Origin of the sequence: Streptomyces sp. 2131.1 (genome assembly GCF_900105515.1) — a bacterium.
Classification (GTDB): domain Bacteria; phylum Actinomycetota; class Actinomycetes; order Streptomycetales; family Streptomycetaceae; genus Streptomyces; species Streptomyces drozdowiczii.
In genome coordinates, this window is sequence record NZ_FNSY01000001.1 from 2,271,054 (window position 1) to 2,288,753 (window position 17,700).

Consider the following 17,700-nt stretch of genomic DNA (forward strand, 5'->3'; position numbering starts at 1 on the left):
CTTCACAGGACCACAACCAGTTCATCTGGGCGTCGGGCCTACACCTGCGGGGGGATTCGTGAAAGCGTTCACATTCACAAGCCACAGTACGTAACACCAAGGAGAGGTAGCAGCCATGGACTGGCGTCACAACGCCGTTTGTCGTGAGGAAGACCCGGAGCTGTTCTTCCCCATCGGCAACACCGGTCCTGCGCTGCTGCAGATCGAGGAAGCCAAGGCCGTCTGCCGTCGCTGCCCCGTCATGGAGCAGTGCCTGCAGTGGGCGCTCGAGTCCGGCCAGGACTCCGGCGTCTGGGGTGGCCTCAGCGAGGACGAGCGCCGCGCAATGAAGCGCCGCGCCGCTCGCAACCGGGCGCGCAACGCCAGCGCCTGACCGACGCCACCGCTACGAACCTGAGCCAGGCGGCGCGTACAGCGCGTACGTACCACCCCGCCCCCCGAGTCGCAGCGCGCAGTACCCCCGAAGCGCATGCTTGACCAGAGAGCCCGGACCGTTCACCAACGGTCCGGGCTCTCTGCCGTGTACGGGCCCCGCTACTTCTCGTTGCGGACCGGGATGTCGAGGACCACCTGCGTCCCGCGCTCCGGCGCCGGCACCATGCCGAAGGTGCCGCCCAGCTCCCCCTCGACCAGGGTGCGGACGATCTGGAGGCCGAGGTTGCCGGCCTTCTGCGGGTCGAACCCCTCGGGCAGACCGCAGCCGTCGTCCTGGACCGTGATGAGCAGCCGCCCCTCGGCGGGCGAGCCGCCCCGGACGGCGGAGACCTCGACCGTGCCCGACTCGGCGACGGAGAAGGCGTGTTCCAGGGCGTTCTGCAGGACCTCGGTGAGGACCATCGAGAGCGGGGTGGCCACCTCCGCGTCGAGCACACCGAAGCGTCCCGTGCGGCGGCAGGTGACCTTGCCCGGCGAGATCTCCGCGACCATCGCGATCACCCGGTCCGCGATGTCGTCGAACTCCACCCGCTCGTCCAGGTTCTGGGACAGCGTCTCATGCACGATGGCGATCGAACCGACGCGCCGGACCGCCTCGTTGAGTGCCTCGCGGCCCTGCGGGGAGTCCATCCGGCGGGCCTGGAGCCTCAACAGGGCGGCGACCGTCTGGAGGTTGTTCTTCACCCGGTGGTGGATCTCCCGGATGGTGGCGTCCTTGGTGATCAACTCGCGCTCGCGGCGGCGCAGTTCCGTGACGTCACGCAGGAGGACCAGGGAGCCGATGCGGACGCCCTTGGGCTTGAGCGGGATCGCGCGCAGCTGGATCACCCCGCCGGCGCACTCGACCTCGAACTCACGGGGCGCGTAACCGCTGGCCAGTTTGACCAGGGCCTCGTCCACCGGGCCCCGGGACGGGGCGAGTTCGGCGGTGATCTGGCCGAGGTGCTGGCCGACGAGGTCGGACGCGAGGCCGAGACGGTGGTAGGCGGAGAGGCCGTTGGGACTGGCGTACTGGACGACCCCGTCGGCGTCGAGCCGGACCAGGCCGTCGCCGACGCGCGGGGACGCGTCCATGTCGACCTGCTGGCCGGGGAACGGGAAGGAGCCGGCGGCGATCATCTGCGCGAGGTCGGAGGCGGACTGGAGGTAGGTCAGCTCCAGCCGCGAGGGGGTGCGCACGGTGAGCAGGTTGGTGTTGCGCGCGATGACGCCGAGCACCCGGCCCTCCCGGCGTACGGGGATCGACTCGACCCGTACGGGGACCTCCTCGCGCCACTCCGGGTCGCCCTCGCGCACGATCCGGCCCTCGTCCAGGGCGGCGTCCAGGAGCGGACGGCGGCCGCGCGGGACCAGGTGGCCGACCATGTCGTCCTGGTACGAGGTGGGGCCGGTGTTGGGCCGCATCTGGGCGACGGAGACGTACCGGGTGCCGTCGCGGGTGGGGACCCACAGCACGAGGTCGGCGAAGGAGAGGTCGGAGAGCAACTGCCACTCCGAGACCAGCAGGTGAAGCCATTCGAGGTCGGTGTCGCTCAGGGCCGTGTGCTGGCGTACGAGGTCGTTCATGGAGGGCACGTGTGCGAGGGTACCCGTGGATGCGTGCAGGTCCGAACCGGAAGCGCCGCCCGTACGTGCGGTGAAGAAGGGCCGACATTGGCGCGCCCCATGGATGGACAGGGACTAATGGTCTAGTCCACAATGCTGGATATGGAAGCCTCCGCTCTCCCCGCACAGGAGGGCGGACCGAGGTACCCGCGCTCTCTGCCCTGACTGCGCAGGTGCCTCTCCCCGGCCGGGGGCACCGCACACCGCCGGCCGAGCCGGCCGCCCGTGAGGGCGGCCCTACTCCGGGCTGCGGTGCTGGTCGGGCTGAGGGTCCCGGCCCGGCGCCGCGGCCCGCGGGTTTTTCCGGAGCACCCGCCTCAGCGGGTCTCGGTGACCTTCGCGAGCGCGCGCGGCGCGTCCGGGTCCTGGCCCCGGGCGATCGTCACCTCGTACGCCAGCATCTGGAGCGGCAGGATCTCCAGGACCGGCTGGACCTCCTCCTTGACCCCGGCCGTCGGCAGCACGAACCCCGCGGACGCCGCGGCCACCCGGTCCTTCGTCCCGACGACGAAGAGATCGGCGCCCCGGCCGCGCAGCCGGTCCAGGACGGGCTGAAGGGCCTCGCCGCCCCGGCCGTCGGGCACCACGGCGATCACCGGCGAGATGTTGTCGACCATGGCGAGCGGGCCGTGCAGCAGGTCGGCGCCGGAGTACGAGAGGGCGGGGATGTAGCTCGTCTCCATGAGCTTGAGGGCCGCTTCCTTGGCCGTGGGGTAGCCGTAGCCGCGCGAGGTGATGACCATGCGCTCGGCGAAGCGGTACCGGGCGGCCAGGGACCGCACCTCGTCCTTGCGGGCGAGCACCGTCTCGGCGAGGTCGGGCAGGACGTCGGCCGCCGAGCCGTCGCCGCCGCGCAGCCCCTCGACGAACAGGTACAGCGAGAGCAGGGACGCGGTGTACGTCTTGGTGGCGGGCAGCGCCTTCTCGGGCCCGGCCAGGATGTCGATGTGGTACTCGGAGACGGCCGCGAGCGGCGAGTCCGGGTTGTTGGTCACCGCCAGCGTCACCGCGCCCGCCTCCCGGGCGGCCCTGGTCGACGCCACCAGGTCGGGCGAGCCGCCGGACTGGCTGACGGTGACGACCAGCACGTCGCGGAGGTCCGGCTTCGCGCCGTACGCGGTGGTCGTGGACATCGAGGCAAGCCCGCAGGGCAGCCCCATCGTGATCTCCAGCAGGTACTTGGCGTAGAGCGCGGCGTTGTCGGAGGTGCCGCGGGCGGTGAGGAGGACGAAGCGCGGGTTCCTGGCGGCGATCCGCTCGGCGGTCTCCCGGACGACGGGCGCACCGCGTTCCAGGATGCGGGCGAGCATCCCGGGCTGCTCGGCCATCTCGCCGGACATGATGCGGCCGGGCCACTCGCCGCCGGCCGGGTCATTGGCGGACATGTCTGATGCCTCCCGGGTGTCGCGATGCGTCGGACCAGTCGAACACGGGGTGCGCGGGGGCCGCCAGCGGGCGGCGGCCGGCGGGATGGCGGCGGGGCCGGGTGGGGCGTCCGAGTGCCGGTACGGGCCGTGTGTGAACGGGCCGGATCTGCTAGATTAGGAACTTGATTGGTCTATACCACATACCTCACTCTTCGATCGGATCGGCAGGCCCCGCGTGGAAGTTGTCATCGTCCCGGACGCCAAGGCAGGCGGCGAACTGATCGCGGGGGCCATCGGCGCCCTGCTGAGCCGCAAGCCCGACGCCCTTCTCGGCGTGGCCACCGGCTCTACCCCGCTGCCCATCTACCAGGCCCTCGCGGCGAAGGTCCGCTCCGGCTCCGTGGACGCCTCGCGCGCCCGCATCTGCCAGCTCGACGAGTACGTGGGGCTGCCGGCGGGCCACCCGGAGTCGTACCGCTCCGTGGTGCTGCGGGAGGTCGTCGAGCCCCTCGGTCTCGCCGAGTCCGCGTTCATGGGCCCCGACGGCTCCGCCGAGGACGTCCAGGCGGCCTGCGAGGCGTACGACAAGGCGCTCGCCGAGGCCGGCGGGGTCGACCTCCAACTGCTGGGCATCGGCACCGACGGGCACATCGGCTTCAACGAGCCGTGCTCCTCGCTCGCCTCCCGCACCCGGATCAAGACGCTCACCGAGCAGACCCGGGTCGACAACGCGCGCTTCTTCGACAACGACATCGACCAGGTGCCGCACCACGTCATCACCCAGGGCATCGGCACGATACTGGAGGCCCGCCACCCGATCCTGCTCGCGACGGGCGAGGGCAAGGCGGACGCGGTGGCGGCGACGGTCGAGGGACCGGTCGCCTCGATCGTGCCCGCGTCGGCGCTCCAGCTGCACCCGCACGCGACGGTGGTGGTCGACGAGGCCGCCGCGTCGAAGCTGAAGCTGGCGGACTACTTCCGCGCGACGTACGCGGCGAAGCCGGCCTGGCAGGGGCTGTAGTCCTGTACGTGAGAGGGCCGGGACACCGTGGTGGTGTCCCGGCCCTCTCGTGTGTCCGGGGTCAGCTTCCGGCGATGACCTCCGCCGCCGCCTGGCCGCAGACGCGGGCGGCGCCGTGGGTGGCGATGTGCAGGGCTCCCCGGGGCTCGGCCTGGGGGACGCCCATCTCGACGACGATCGTGTCCGGGCGCGCCGCGAGGAGCGCGTCCAGCGCCTCGCCCATCCACGCGTGACGGTGCGCGTCGCGGACCACGGCGACGATGCGCCGCTCCCCCGCCGCCCGCAGCGCGGCCTCGGCCGGGGCCTCGGACGCGCCGTTGTAGGTGTCGGTCTCCGTGCCGGGGACCAGCCGGGTCAGCTCGGCCGCGAGGCCCCACGGGGTCTCGTCGCCGACCGCGATGTTGGCGACGGGGGTGAACGCGGCCACGTAGGCCGGACCGGTGAGCGGCTCGGCCGTGCCGGTCACCTTCACCGCGCGGCGGGCGGCGACAAGGCCGATGTCCGTGGCGACGCCGGTGCTCCGTGCGGTGCCGGGCGCGGTCCCCTCCTGCACTGCCGCGCCCGGCTCCCGTACGGCCCCCCGGGCCTCCCGCGTCCAGGACGCGAGGGCGCGGACCCGGGCAGCGGCGTCGGCGAGCCGCTCCTCGGGAAGTTCGCCGGAGCGCACCGCCGCGACGAGCGCGTCGCGCAGCCGCAGCACGGTGCTGTCGTCGTCGAGCCCGCCGCCGACGCACAGCGCGTCGGCACCGGCCGCGACGGCGAGGACGGAGCCGCGTTCGATCCCGTACGTCGAGGCGATGGCCTGCATCTCCACGGCGTCGGTCACGATGAGGCCCTCGTACCCCAGTTCCTGGCGCAGCAGACCGGTGAGGATCTGCGGGCTGAGGGTCGCCGGGTGGTGCGGGTCGAGCGCGGGCAGCAGGATGTGCGCGCTCATCACCGACTTGGAGCCGGCCGCGATGGCCGCCCGGAACGGCACGAGCTCCCGGGCGTGCAGGGTCTCCAGGTCGACGTCGATGCGCGGCAGCGCGTGGTGCGAGTCGACCGCGGTGTCGCCGTGCCCCGGGAAGTGCTTGGTGCAGGCGGCGACGCCGGCGGCCTGGAGGCCCTCGACGTACGCGGCGGTGTGCCGGGCGACCAGGTGCGGGTCGGCGCCGAAGGAGCGGACGCCGATGACCGGGTTGCCCGGGTTGGAGTTGACGTCCGCGGACGGGGCCCAGTTGAGGTTGACCCCGCACTCGGCGAGCCTGCGGCCCAGTTCGTGGGCGACGGCCCGGGTCAGCGCGGTGTCGTCGACCGCGCCGAGCGCCAGGTTGCCGGGGAAGGAGGAGCCGTGCCGCACCTCGAGGCGGGTGACGTCGCCGCCCTCCTCGTCGATGGCGACGAGCACGTCGTCCCGCTCGGCCCTGAGCTGGGCGGTGAGCGCGGCGAGCTGCTCGGGCGTCTCGATGTTGCGGCCGAACAGGCCGACGGAGGACAGTCCTTCGCCGACCCGGCGCAGCAGCCACTCGGGCGCCGTGGTGCCGGTGAAGCCGGGCTGGAGGACGGCGAGGGCGTCGCGAGTGACGGTGTCCGTGCTGGAAACAAGGGTGGTCATGGGGGCGTTATCCCTTCACGGCGCCGGAGGTGAGGCCTGTTGCCATGTACTTCTGCACGAGCAGGAAGAAGGCCACAACCGGAATGGCGATCAGCGTGGAGGCCGCCATCAGCGCGCCGTAGTCGATGCCCCGCGAGGTCGTGAAGTTCATCAGCCACACGTTGAGGGTGTACTTGTCGTTGTCCTGGAGGACGACGTAGGCGAGCAGGTACTCGTTCCAGGCCGTGATGAGCGAGAAGATCGACGCTGCGGCGAGGCCGGGGGCCAGCAGGGGGAAGGTGACCCGCCAGAAGGCGCCCATCCGGCTGCACCCGTCGACCATGGCCGACTCCTCCAGCTCCTGCGGGATGTTGATCACGAAGCCGCGGATCATCCAGGTGGCGAAGGGCAGGGTGGAGACGAGGTAGATGACGATGACGCCCCAGTACTCGTTCAGCCCGCCGAGGTCGTTCAGCTGGATGTAGATGGGGATGAGCATCGCCGTCGGGGGCAGCAGCTGGACGACGAGCAGCACGATCATGAAGAACTTGCGACCGCGGAACCGGAACCGGCCGATCGCGAAGGCGGCGATCGTGGCGAGCAGCATGCCGCCCAGGACGGCGACGCCGCAGACGATCAGGCTGGACTCGATGGCGGTGCCGAAGTTCGGCTGCTTGATGGCGCGGGAGAAGTTGTCGAACGTGATCGACGACGGCCAGAGCGTCTGGTCGTAGCTGCGGATCTCCGCGTTGGGGCGCAGTGCGCTGATGACCAGCCAGTAGACCGGGAAGGCCATCAGCACGAAGGCGACGAGGCCCGCGATGTTGTAGCCGATGCGGCTCTTCTTGCGATCCGGACGGAGGACCTGGGGGGTGGAGGTGCTCACTCGACCTCTCCGATCTTGAGCAGCTGGCGCAGGTAGTACACGGCGACGCCGGACAGCAGCAGGACCGTGATGAGCGAGATGGCGGCGCCCTGGCTGAACGAGTTGGACTCGAATGCCTTCTCGAAGGAGTAGATGCCGAGGACGGAGTACTCCGGTTCCGGCTTGTTGCCGCGCATCAGGAAGATCTGGCCGAAGACGTTGAAGTCCCACAGCACGGAGAGGGTGGCGACCATCTGGAAGACGGGCTTGATGACCGGCCAGGTGACGTAACGGAAGATCCCGACGGTCCCGGAGCCGTCCAGCGACGCGGCTTCCTCCAGCTCCTTGGGAACCTGGGTGAGCGCGGCGTAGAGGGTGACGGAGACGAAGGGGATGGCTCCCCAGACGACGACCGCGCCGATGATGACGAAGCCCTGCTTGGGGTCGAGGAACCAGTTGTGGCCCTGCGCGTCGATCCCCAGGTACTTGGTGAGCACCATGTTGAGGACGCCGTAGTCGGAGTCCGCGAACCACCGGAAGATGGAGGTGGCGACCAGCAGAGGCATCGACCAGGCGGCGACCAGCGCGGCGGTCAGCAGCAGCCGGACCCAGGTGGACATGCGCTGCATGAGCATGGCCAGGGCGAGACCGATGGCCATGGTGGCGAACACACAGAGGACCATGAAGGCGACGGTCCGCCAGACGACGTCCCAGAACTCGCCGTCGCCGAGGATGTTGGTGAACTGGTCGAAGCCGACCCAGGGTGCGCTGGATCCGGACCACAGTTCGCGCCGGCCCACGTCCTGGAAGGACATGATGATCGTCTTGATGAAGGGCCAGACGAAGACTGCGGCGATGGCGACGAACGCCGGTGCTATGAGGAGGTACGGCAGCAGAGCGCCGGCCTTCCGCGGCCTACGGTTCACGTTCTTCGCGAGCTGAGGTTCGCCCTCAGGGGCCCGCGGGACGGACACCGGCGGGTCGGCTGCTTTCATATCGGCGGCACTCATTGTGCTTGCCTTCCGTTTCGGACCGGGTACCGGAGGACGGGGGTGGCAGCCCTTTCCAGGCCCGCCACCCCCGCAGATGATCAGTTGAGTCGGTGTCTCGGAGGTTCACCGGCTCGGACCCCGTGAGCCAGGGCTCAGGACTCCTTGTTGATCATCGCGTCGATCTCCGCGTCGGCCGCCTTGGTGGCCTCCTCGACCGACTTGCCCTTGATGATGTCGAGCAGCATGATCTCGAGCGTTTCCTTCTTCTCGATCGCGGTCCAGCCGGGGGCGATCGGGGTGAACCAGGCGTCCGGCACGGCGTTGGCGATGGCCGCGGTCTCCGGCTTGGCCTTCAGCGGCTCGAGCTGCTTGGTGTTGTTCGGAAGGATGTTCTTCGAGGCGAGAACCTCCTCCGACTTCTCGGAGGTGAACATCGAGATCCACTCCTCGCCGAGATCCTGGATCTTCGACTTGGAGATGGTGGCCAGGTCCGAACCACCGATGAAGGAGGGAAGCGCCTTGCCGTTCGGGCCGGGCATACCGGCCGTGGCGATCTTGCCTTCCAGCTTCGGGTTGCCGTTCGCCTTCGAGTCGACGACGCTGCCGGCCTCCCAGCCGTTGCCGTAGAGAAGGGCGGTCTTCTCGTTGGCCATGACGTTGGCGTGGTCCGCCTCGTCCTTGGTCTTGTCGCCGTGGTTGTACTTCTTGACCAGCTCGACGAAGTCCGTGATGCCCTTCTGGGCCTCCGGGGTCGACAGAGTGGACTTCCACTCCTTCTTGCCCTCGTCGTACTTGGCGATCTGGCCGCCCTCGGCAGCGACGTAGGACATCGCGGCGTACCAGTAGCGACCCGGCAGGTACAGCGGCGAGAACGCCTTGTCCTTGCCGTACTTCGCCGCGATCTTGTCGAGCGCGGCGGTCAGCTCGTCCTGGGTGGCGGGAAGGGTGTCCTTGCCGGTGCCGGCCTTGAACATGTCCTTGTTGTAGATCGCGACACGGGCGCCCGCGTAGTAAGGAACGCAGTACTGCTTGCCCTCGTAGGCGCAGGTGTCCTTGAGGCCCTTGATCCAGGTGTCCGAGTTCTCGTACTTCTTCGGGTCGATCTCGCCGAGCGCCCCGTTGAGGATGTAGGTCATGGTCTCGGTGTTGCCGAGCTCCACCACATCGGGGAACTTGTCGCCGGCCAGAGCGGCGTCGAGCTTCTTGGCCTTGTCGCCCCACTGCTGGTACTGGACCTTGACCGTGACACCCGGGTACTTCGCCTTGAACTGGCTGTTGACGTCCTTGACCAGTTCGGGCCACGTGCTCTGCGCGTCCGACATCAGCCAGACAGTGAGCGTTTCCTTGCGGTCCTTCGGGTCCTTCGCCGACGCCTTGTCGTCGTCCGAACCACACGCCGCGATGGAAACCAACATGCCCGCGACGCCGATCGCCGCGATGAGCTTGCGCTTCACGCCACCCTCCTCAGGGATGCTGCAACCCCCTCCCCACCGCGCGAGAACGTCGACGAGTACCTCTGGGGCTGGGACCTGGTCTTTAATGGTTTAGACCAGTACCGGGAGCTTGGCCTAGACCTTTAGGGGTGTCAAGGGTGTATAAGAAGTGCACTCGCGTCCGTTATAGGACCGACACCTGAGGGAGGGCGACCAGCCGTGACCGGACCGTGCCACCATGTGAGCCGCGACAGACGGAGGAGCCGGTGACGGCAGCAACGCAGCAGTCGGGAAGGCGGGCCATGGGTGCCGACGGGGGCAGTTCGGAGAACGGGACGGGCGCGGGCGCGGGTACGCGAACCGCGCGCGTCCCGAAGTACTACCGGCTGAAGCGACATCTCCTCGACATGACGGACACCATGCCGCCGGGCACCCCCGTGCCCCCGGAACGGACCCTGGCCGCCGAGTTCGACACCTCGCGGACCACCGTGCGCCAGGCGCTCCAGGAACTGGTCGTCGAGGGCCGGCTGGAACGCATCCAGGGCAAGGGCACCTTCGTCGCCAAGCCGAAGGTCTCCCAGGCCCTGCAACTCACCTCGTACACCGAGGACATGAGGGCCCAGGGGCTCGAACCGACCTCGCAGCTCCTGGACATCGGCTACGTCACCGCCGACGACACCCTCGCCGGTCTGCTCGACATCAGCGCCGGCGGACGCGTCCTGCGCATCGAGCGCCTGCGCCTGGCGAGCGGCGAGCCGATGGCCATCGAGACCACGCACCTCTCGGCCAAGCGCTTCCCGGCGCTGCGCCGTTCACTGGTCAAGTACACCTCGCTCTACACCGCGCTGTCCGAGGTGTACGACGTCCGGCTGGCGGAGGCCGAGGAGACGATCGAGACCTCCCTGGCCACCCCGCGCGAGGCCGGCCTGCTCGGCACGGACGTGGGGCTGCCGATGCTGATGCTCTCCCGGCACTCACTGGACGAGCAGGGCGAGCCGGTCGAGTGGGTGCGCTCGGTCTACCGCGGCGACCGCTACAAGTTCGTCGCGCGCCTGAAGCGTCCGCTGGACTGACCCACCGCACGCATGTGCCCCCCGAACGGCCCCCGGACCCGCCCCCGGGGGCCGTTCGGCGTTCCTCGGGACCGGGTTGGCCTGGACCAACCCTTGGATGTTTGCCGTCATTCCGGTCATCCCGACGGTCGGTGACGACCGTTGCCGGACCGCAATGCGGACAGGGGGTGACGGTGGCCGGATCCCTCGCCTAGATTTCCTGCGCATTACAGGTGATCAGCGAGGGGACGGAGTCGCCGCCATGCCGGAAGAACCAGAAGGAAAACCACCCACCGTGACACCGGTGCGCGTGGTCATCGCCCTGTGCCTCATCGCGCCGTTCGTGGCGATGCTCTGGGTGAGTTCGTACGCGAAGGTCGACCCGACCTTCATCGGCATCCCGTTCTTCTACTGGTACCAGATGCTCTGGGTGCTGATCTCCACCGCGCTCACGATGATCGCGTACAAGCTGTGGCAGCGTGACCAGCGCGCCCGCAAGGGGGGTGCGTCGGCATGAAGGACGGCGTGAACGGCGTCGCGCTCGGCGTCTTCATCTTCTTCTTCCTGGCCGTCACGGTCATGGGCTTCCTGGCCGCCCGCTGGCGCAAGGCCGAGAACGAGGCCAGCCTCGACGAATGGGGCCTGGGCGGGCGGTCGTTCGGCACCTGGGTCACCTGGTTCCTGCTCGGCGGCGACCTCTACACCGCGTACACCTTCGTCGCCGTCCCCGCGGCGATCTACTCGCTCGGAGCCTCCGGCTTCTTCGCGGTGCCCTACACCATCCTCGTGTACCCGCTGATCTTCACCTTCCTGCCGCGCCTGTGGTCGGTCTCGCACAAGCACGGCTACGTCACCACCTCGGACTTCGTCCGCGGCCGGTTCGGCTCGAAGGGTCTTTCGCTGGCCGTCGCGGTCACCGGCATCCTCGCCACGATGCCGTACATCGCGCTCCAGCTCGTCGGCATCCAGGCGGTGCTGGACGTGATGGGCGTCGGCGGCGGCGAGAACACCAACTGGTTCGTCAAGGACCTGCCGCTGCTCATCGCGTTCGCGGTGCTCGCCGCGTACACGTACTCCTCGGGCCTGCGGGCGCCGGCGCTGATCGCGTTCGTCAAGGACGGGCTGATCTACCTGGTCATCGCCGTGGCGATCATCTACATCCCGATCAAGCTCGGCGGCTTCGACGACATCTTCGCCTCCGCCCAGGACAAGTTCACCAAAGCGGGCGCGGGCGGCCTCGCACCGGCGGAGACCGGTCAGTGGGGGTACGCGACCCTGGCGCTCGGGTCCGCGCTGGCGCTGTTCATGTACCCGCACTCGATCACGGCGACGCTCTCCAGCCGCAGCCGTGACGTGATCCGCCGCAACACCACGATCCTGCCGCTGTACTCGCTGATGCTGGGCCTGCTCGCGCTGCTCGGCTTCATGGCGATCGCCGCCGGCGTCAAGGTGGACAACGGCCAGCTGGCCATCCCGCAGCTGTTCGAGAACATGTTCCCCGACTGGTTCGCGGGTGTGGCGTTCGCCGCGATCGGCATCGGCGCGCTGGTGCCCGCCGCGATCATGTCGATCGCCGCGGCGAACCTGTTCACGCGCAACATCTACAAGGACTTCCTGAAGCCGGACGCGACCCCCGCGCAGGAGACCAAGGTCTCCAAGCTGGTCTCGCTGCTGGTCAAGGTCGGCGCGCTCGCCTTCGTCCTCACCATGGACAAGACGGTCGCGATCAACTTCCAGCTGCTCGGCGGGATCTGGATCCTCCAGACCATGCCCGCGCTGGTCGGCGGCCTGTTCACCCGGTGGTTCCACCGCTGGGCGCTGCTCGCCGGCTGGGCGGTCGGCATGATCTACGGAACGGCCGCCGCGTACGGGGTCGCGAGCCCGACGCAGAAGCACTTCGGCGGGTCCTCCAAGGAGATCCCGGGCCTCGGCGAGATCGGCTACATCGGCCTCACGGCCTTCGTGCTGAACGTCGTGGTCACCGTGGTCCTCACCTTCGTCCTGAACGCCGTGAAGGCGCCTGCGGGGATCGACGAGACCTCCCCGGGCGACTACACCGCGGACGCGGGCGACCCGGGCGTGCAGGAGAAGCTGCCGCCGGCCACGGCGGGGGCGCCGGGCGGTCACTGACCGCACATATTCACGCACGCGACACAAGATGTGGGGGCTGCCCGATGGGGCGGCCCCCACATGTATGCTCATGCTCGCTGTCGCCGCAGGGGAATCCGGTGCGAATCCGGAACTGTCCCGCAACGGTGTATTCGGGGCGCATTCGCGCACCCGTCGAGTCCGAGGACCTGCCGACAGTGCGTCCGGCTCGACCGAACCGGACGCCCAGACGTCCGGGCCTCGTGGATGGGCCGGTGGACGCCGCACGGAGTGCCGCCCCGACCGGGCCCGCTCCTGCCCGGCTGCCCCCGCTCCCCGCCGGCCCAGAGCCGAGCGAGGGAGAGCACCACGTGACCATCGCGCCAGCCGATCCGGCCTCAGCGCCGAACACGGCCGAGTCCGAAGCCACCGGACCCGCGAGCGACGGACCCGGCACCGCACTGCTGCGGACCCTGACCGACCTCACCGCCGACCTGCCCGACACCGACCCGGGGCGCGTCGCCGCCGCCGCCCTGCGCGGCCGCAACGCCCGGTCGGACGAGGCGGAGCTGCGCTCGCTGGCCACCGAGGCCGCCGCGGGCCTCATCTCCGAGGACCCCGCGTACTCCCGGCTCGCCGCCCGCCTGCTCACCCGGACCATCGCGGACGAGGCCGCCGGCCAGGGCGCCACCTCGTTCTCCGCGTCCGTCGCCGCGGGCCACCGCGAGGGCCTGATCGCGGACCGCACCGCCGCGTTCGTGACGCTGCACGCGGCCGCCCTGAACGCGCTGGTGGAACGGTCCCTCGCGGACGGCGCCGACGACCGCTTCGGCTACTTCGGGCTGCGCACCCTGCACAGCCGCTACCTGCTGCGCCACCCGATCACCCGCCAGGTCGTCGAGACCCCCCAGCACTTCATGCTCCGGGTCGCCGCCGGGCTCGCCGAGGACGACTCCCAGCGGGCCCTGGACGAGGTCGCCGCGCTGTACGGGCTGATGAGCCGGCTGGACTACCTGCCGTCCTCGCCGACGCTCTTCAACTCCGGCACCCGCCACCCGCAGATGTCCTCCTGCTACCTGCTGGACTCGCCGCTGGACGAGCTGGACTCGATCTACGACCGCTACCACCAGGTGGCGCGCCTGTCGAAGCACGCGGGCGGCATCGGCCTCTCGTACTCCCGCATCCGCGCCCGGGGTTCGCTGATCCGCGGCACCAACGGGCACTCCAACGGCATCGTGCCGTTCCTGAAGACGCTGGACGCCTCCGTCGCCGCCGTGAACCAGGGCGGCCGGCGCAAGGGCGCCGCCGCCGTCTACCTGGAGACCTGGCACGCGGACATCGAGGAGTTCCTGGAGCTCCGCGACAACACGGGCGAGGACCAGCGGCGCACGCACAACCTGAACCTGGCGCACTGGATCCCGGACGAGTTCATGCGCCGGGTCGACGCGGACTCCGACTGGTCGCTGTTCTCCCCGGCCGACGTACCCGAGCTGACCGACCTGTGGGGCGACGCGTTCGACGCCGCGTACCGGGCGGCCGAGGCGAAGGGCCTGGCCCGCAAGACCATGCCGGCCCGCGAGCTGTACGGCCGGATGATGCGCACCCTCGCGCAGACCGGCCAGGGCTGGATGACGTTCAAGGACGCCTCCAACCGCACCGCGAACCAGACCGCCGAGCCGGGCAGGGTCGTGCACTCCTCGAACCTGTGCACGGAGATCCTGGAGGTCACCGACGACGGCGAGACGGCCGTCTGCAACCTCGGCTCGGTCAACCTCGGGGCGTTCGTCGAGGGCGGCTCGATCGACTGGGAGCGGCTGGACGCCACCGTCCGCACCGCGGTGACCTTCCTCGACCGGGTCGTCGACATCAACTTCTACCCGACCGAGCAGGCCGGCCGGTCCAACGCCCGCTGGCGGCCGGTGGGTCTGGGCGCCATGGGCCTCCAGGACGTGTTCTTCCAGCTGCGGCTGCCCTTCGACTCCCCCGAGGCCCGCGCGCTCTCCACGAAGATCGCCGAGCGCATCATGCTGGCCGCGTACGAGGCCTCCTGCGACCTGGCCGGGCGGTCCGGCCCGCTGCCCGCCTGGTCCGAGACCCGGGCCGCGCGCGGGGTGCTGCACCCGGACCACTACGACGCGGAGCTGAACTGGCCGGAGCGCTGGGACGCGCTGCGGGCCAGGATCGCGACGACCGGGATGCGCAACTCGCTGCTCCTGGCCATCGCCCCGACCGCGACGATCGCCTCGATCGCGGGGGTCTACGAGTGCATCGAGCCCCAGGTCTCCAACCTCTTCAAGCGGGAGACCCTGAGCGGGGAGTTCCTCCAGGTCAACGGCTATCTGGTGGACGAGCTGAAGCGGCTCGGCGTGTGGGACGCGCGGACGCGTGAGGCGCTGCGCGAGTCGAACGGCTCGGTGCAGGGATTCGCGTGGATCCCGGCGGACGTGCGGGCGCTGTACCGCACCGCGTGGGAGATCCCGCAGCGCGGCCTGATCGACATGGCGGCGGCCCGTACGCCGTTCCTCGACCAGAGCCAGTCGCTGAACCTGTTCCTGGAGACGCCGACCATCGGGAAGCTCTCCTCGATGTACGCGTACGCCTGGAAGCAGGGGCTGAAGACGACGTACTACCTGCGGTCGCGTCCGGCGACCCGGATCGCCCGTGCCGCGTCCGGGACCGCGTCGGCCGCCGCCCCCATCCCCGTACAGCAGGCGCAGGCGCCCGACGCGGACGCCATCGCCTGCTCCCTGGAAAACCCCGAGTCCTGCGAGGCCTGCCAGTAATGACGTCCAACAACGAGAAGAACCTGCTGGACCCGGGCTTCGAGCTGACCCTGCGTCCCATGCGCTACCCGGACTTCTACGAGCGCTACCGGGACGCGATCAAGAACACCTGGCACGTCGAGGAGGTGGACCTCCACTCCGACGTGGCGGACCTCGCCAGGATGACGCCCGCCGAGCAGCACCTGATCGGACGTCTGGTGGCGTTCTTCGCGACCGGTGACTCGATCGTCGCCAACAACCTGGTGCTGACGCTGTACAAGCACATCAACTCCCCGGAGGCGCGGCTGTACCTGTCGCGGCAGCTGTTCGAGGAGGCCGTGCACGTCCAGTTCTATCTGACACTGCTCGACACCTATCTGCCCGACCCGGACGACCGCGCGGCGGCGTTCGCGGCGGTGGAGAACATCCCCTCGATCCGCGAGAAGGCGCAGTTCTGCTTCCGCTGGATGGACTCGGTGGAGAAGATCGACCGGCTGGAGTCGAAGTCCGACCGCCGCCGCTTCCTGCTGAACCTGATCTGCTTCGCGGCGTGCATTGAGGGGCTGTTCTTCTACGGCGCCTTCGCGTACGTGTACTGGTTCCGCTCGCGCGGGCTGCTGCACGGCCTCGCCACCGGGACCAACTGGGTCTTCCGCGACGAGACCATGCACATGAACTTCGCGTTCGAGGTCGTGGACACGGTCCGCAAGGAGGAGCCGGAGCTCTTCGACGACGCCCTCCAGCAGCAGGTCACCGACATGCTGAAGGAGGCCGTCGAGGCGGAGCTGCAGTTCGGCCGCGACCTGTGCGGCGACGGGCTGCCCGGCATGAACACCGAGTCCATGCGCGAGTACCTGGAGTGCGTCGCCGACCAGCGGCTCACCCGGCTCGGCTTCCCGGCGGTGTACGGCTCGCAGAACCCGTTCTCGTTCATGGAGCTCCAGGGCGTCCAGGAGCTCACGAACTTCTTCGAGCGGCGGCCGTCCGCCTACCAGGTGGCCGTCGAGGGTACGGTCGGCTTCGACGACGACTTCTAGGCGGAAGGGCTAGGGCGTGTCCGTAAAGTCCCGTCGTACGCCCGAAGGGCGTGGCCCGCGGCGTCTGGTGCGTGCTCTCGGCGTGCCGGCCGCGATCCCTCGTACTGGACGTACTTGGGATCTCGGCCGGTGCGGCGAGAGTGGGTGCCAGGCGTCGTGGGCCAGACGGGACTTTGCGGACACGCCCTAGATCCTCGCCCAGCTCCTGACGTACGGACGCCGTGCGGCCCCCACCGGCCGCGCGGCGTTTGCCGTTTGCGGTGGGCGGGTGCTCCGGTCCTGTTCCGCTTCGCGCAGCTCGCGGTCGATGCGGCGCTCGCGGGCCATGCCGGCCAGCGCGGGCAGCAGGACGAGGGCGAAAAGAGCGGAAATGCCGAGGAAGTTCAGGAATGTGTTCATGCCTCTACTGTCCTCGTTCCGGAGAAGATGCGGCAGTGGCAGGACTGTCACACAGCATCGAATTACTGCCACACTGGTTCCATGCTGAACAATGTCGCCGCCCTGATGCTCGACGATGTCCACCCCTTCGAACTCGGCGTGCTCTGCGAGGTGTTCGGCCTCGACCGCAGCGACGAGGGCCTGCCGGTGCACGATTTCGCCGTGGTCTCCGCCGAGGGGCCCCGGCTGCGGACGCACGCCGGCTTCACCATCAGCACCCCGTACGGCCTGGACCGGCTGGAGGAGGCCGACCTCGTCGCCGTACCGGCCGGCAGCCGCTTCGGCGAGCGCGAGTTCCCCGAGGAGGTACTGGTCGCCCTGCGCCGGGCCGTGGAGCGGGGGGCCAGGGTGCTCAGCGTCTGCTCGGGGGCGTACCTGCTCGGCGCGGCCGGGCTGCTGGACGGCCGCCGCTGCACCACGCACTGGCGGCACGCCGACGACCTGGCCCGCCGCTTCCCCGAGGCCGTCGTCGAGCCGGACGTGCTGTACGTGGAGGACGGGCCGGTCACCACGTCGGCGGGGACGGCGGCGGGGATCGACGCCTGCCTGCACCTGGTCCGCCAGGCGTACGGGCCGGCCGCCGCCAACACCATCGCCCGCAGGATGGTGGTGCCGCCGCACCGGGACGGCGGGCAGGCGCAGTACATCGAGCGCCCGCTGCCGCGCACCCGCTGCGACACGGTCGGGGACACACTGGCCTGGATGGAGCGCCACCTCGACCAGGAGATGACCGTCGAACAGCTCGCCGCCCAGGCGCACATGTCACCACGCACCTTCGCCCGCCGCTTCCAGCAGGAGACCGGCACCACGCCCTACCGCTGGCTGCTGCGCCAGCGCGTCCTGCTGGCCCAGCACCTGCTGGAGACATCCGACGAAACCATCGACGTCATCGCCGACCGGACCGGCTTCGGGAACGCCGCCGCGCTGCGTCACCAGTTCGTAAGGGCGCTGGACACCACGCCGCAGGCGTACCGCCGCACCTTCCGGGGGCCGTCGGCCGTCGTCGAGGCGGCCTGACACCACGGGGGC

Annotated in this window: 15 protein-coding genes and 1 riboswitch; of the genes, 8 read left to right on the top strand and 7 right to left on the bottom strand. The window is 69.8% G+C overall.

All coding sequences use genetic code 11. The features are described from left to right. Positions 1–115 precede the first annotated feature (115 nt). Complete coding sequence (locus BLW14_RS09980) at positions 116–373, top strand: WhiB family transcriptional regulator (RefSeq protein ID WP_003953983.1); 258 nt, start codon at positions 116–118, stop codon at positions 371–373. Positions 374–534: 161 nt separating this feature from the next. Here BLW14_RS09980 and BLW14_RS09985 read toward each other — a convergent pair whose 3' ends face one another. After that, positions 535–2,001, bottom strand: a complete 1,467-nt coding sequence (locus BLW14_RS09985) for a sensor histidine kinase (RefSeq protein WP_093706357.1) — start codon at positions 1,999–2,001, stop codon at positions 535–537. Positions 2,002–2,357: 356 nt separating this feature from the next. Beyond that, positions 2,358–3,425, bottom strand: coding sequence for an SIS domain-containing protein (locus BLW14_RS09990; RefSeq protein ID WP_093706359.1), 1,068 nt, complete (start codon positions 3,423–3,425; stop codon positions 2,358–2,360). Positions 3,426–3,642: 217 nt separating this feature from the next. Between BLW14_RS09990 and nagB the strand changes: the two genes are divergently transcribed. Then, entirely contained in the window at positions 3,643–4,428 is a 786-nt protein-coding gene (gene nagB, locus BLW14_RS09995; protein ID WP_093706361.1) for a glucosamine-6-phosphate deaminase, read from the top strand. A 61-nt stretch (positions 4,429–4,489) separates the two neighbouring features. Here the strand turns inward: nagB and BLW14_RS10000 are convergent, their stop codons facing one another. The 4 genes from BLW14_RS10000 to BLW14_RS10015 form a co-directional block, all read right to left on the bottom strand. Continuing rightward, entirely contained in the window at positions 4,490–6,025 is a 1,536-nt protein-coding gene (locus BLW14_RS10000) for a glycoside hydrolase family 3 protein (protein WP_093706363.1), read from the bottom strand. 7 nt (positions 6,026–6,032) lie between these two features. After that, positions 6,033–6,890: a carbohydrate ABC transporter permease gene (locus tag BLW14_RS10005; protein WP_093706365.1), complete on the bottom strand. Its 858-nt coding sequence runs from the start codon at positions 6,888–6,890 to the stop codon at positions 6,033–6,035. Then, positions 6,887–7,879, bottom strand: a complete 993-nt coding sequence (locus tag BLW14_RS10010) for a carbohydrate ABC transporter permease (protein ID WP_093706367.1) — start codon at positions 7,877–7,879, stop codon at positions 6,887–6,889. The genes BLW14_RS10005 and BLW14_RS10010 overlap by 4 nt, the downstream gene beginning before the upstream one ends. A gap of 134 nt (positions 7,880–8,013) precedes the next feature. Further along, the gene (locus BLW14_RS10015) at positions 8,014–9,315 is read right to left on the bottom strand and encodes a sugar ABC transporter substrate-binding protein (protein WP_093706369.1); all 1,302 of its coding nucleotides are present in this window, start codon (positions 9,313–9,315) and stop codon (positions 8,014–8,016) included. A gap of 281 nt (positions 9,316–9,596) precedes the next feature. Between BLW14_RS10015 and BLW14_RS10020 the strand changes: the two genes are divergently transcribed. From BLW14_RS10020 to BLW14_RS10040, 5 genes are all read left to right on the top strand, one after another. Next, the gene (locus BLW14_RS10020) at positions 9,597–10,367 is read left to right on the top strand and encodes a GntR family transcriptional regulator (RefSeq protein WP_093706371.1); all 771 of its coding nucleotides are present in this window, start codon (positions 9,597–9,599) and stop codon (positions 10,365–10,367) included. A gap of 241 nt (positions 10,368–10,608) precedes the next feature. After that, entirely contained in the window at positions 10,609–10,863 is a 255-nt protein-coding gene (locus tag BLW14_RS10025) for a DUF3311 domain-containing protein (RefSeq protein WP_093706373.1), read from the top strand. Further along, entirely contained in the window at positions 10,860–12,476 is a 1,617-nt protein-coding gene (gene mctP / locus BLW14_RS10030; RefSeq protein ID WP_093706375.1) for a monocarboxylate uptake permease MctP, read from the top strand. The genes BLW14_RS10025 and mctP overlap by 4 nt, the downstream gene beginning before the upstream one ends. Positions 12,477–12,533: 57 nt before the next feature. Next, positions 12,534–12,666, top strand: a riboswitch (cobalamin riboswitch). A 139-nt stretch (positions 12,667–12,805) separates the two neighbouring features. Continuing rightward, positions 12,806–15,217: a ribonucleoside-diphosphate reductase subunit alpha gene (locus BLW14_RS10035; RefSeq protein WP_093706377.1), complete on the top strand. Its 2,412-nt coding sequence runs from the start codon at positions 12,806–12,808 to the stop codon at positions 15,215–15,217. After that, complete coding sequence (locus BLW14_RS10040; protein WP_093706379.1) at positions 15,217–16,233, top strand: ribonucleotide-diphosphate reductase subunit beta; 1,017 nt, start codon at positions 15,217–15,219, stop codon at positions 16,231–16,233. The genes BLW14_RS10035 and BLW14_RS10040 overlap by 1 nt, the downstream gene beginning before the upstream one ends. A 186-nt stretch (positions 16,234–16,419) precedes the next feature. Here the strand turns inward: BLW14_RS10040 and BLW14_RS10050 are convergent, their stop codons facing one another. Then, a complete protein-coding gene (locus tag BLW14_RS10050) occupies positions 16,420–16,632 on the bottom strand; it encodes a hypothetical protein (RefSeq protein WP_093706381.1) in 213 nt (70 codons plus the stop codon). 81 nt (positions 16,633–16,713) lie between these two features. Between BLW14_RS10050 and BLW14_RS10055 the strand changes: the two genes are divergently transcribed. Next, positions 16,714–17,688, top strand: coding sequence for a GlxA family transcriptional regulator (locus tag BLW14_RS10055; protein WP_093706383.1), 975 nt, complete (start codon positions 16,714–16,716; stop codon positions 17,686–17,688). The last annotated feature ends 12 nt before the right edge of the window (positions 17,689–17,700 follow it).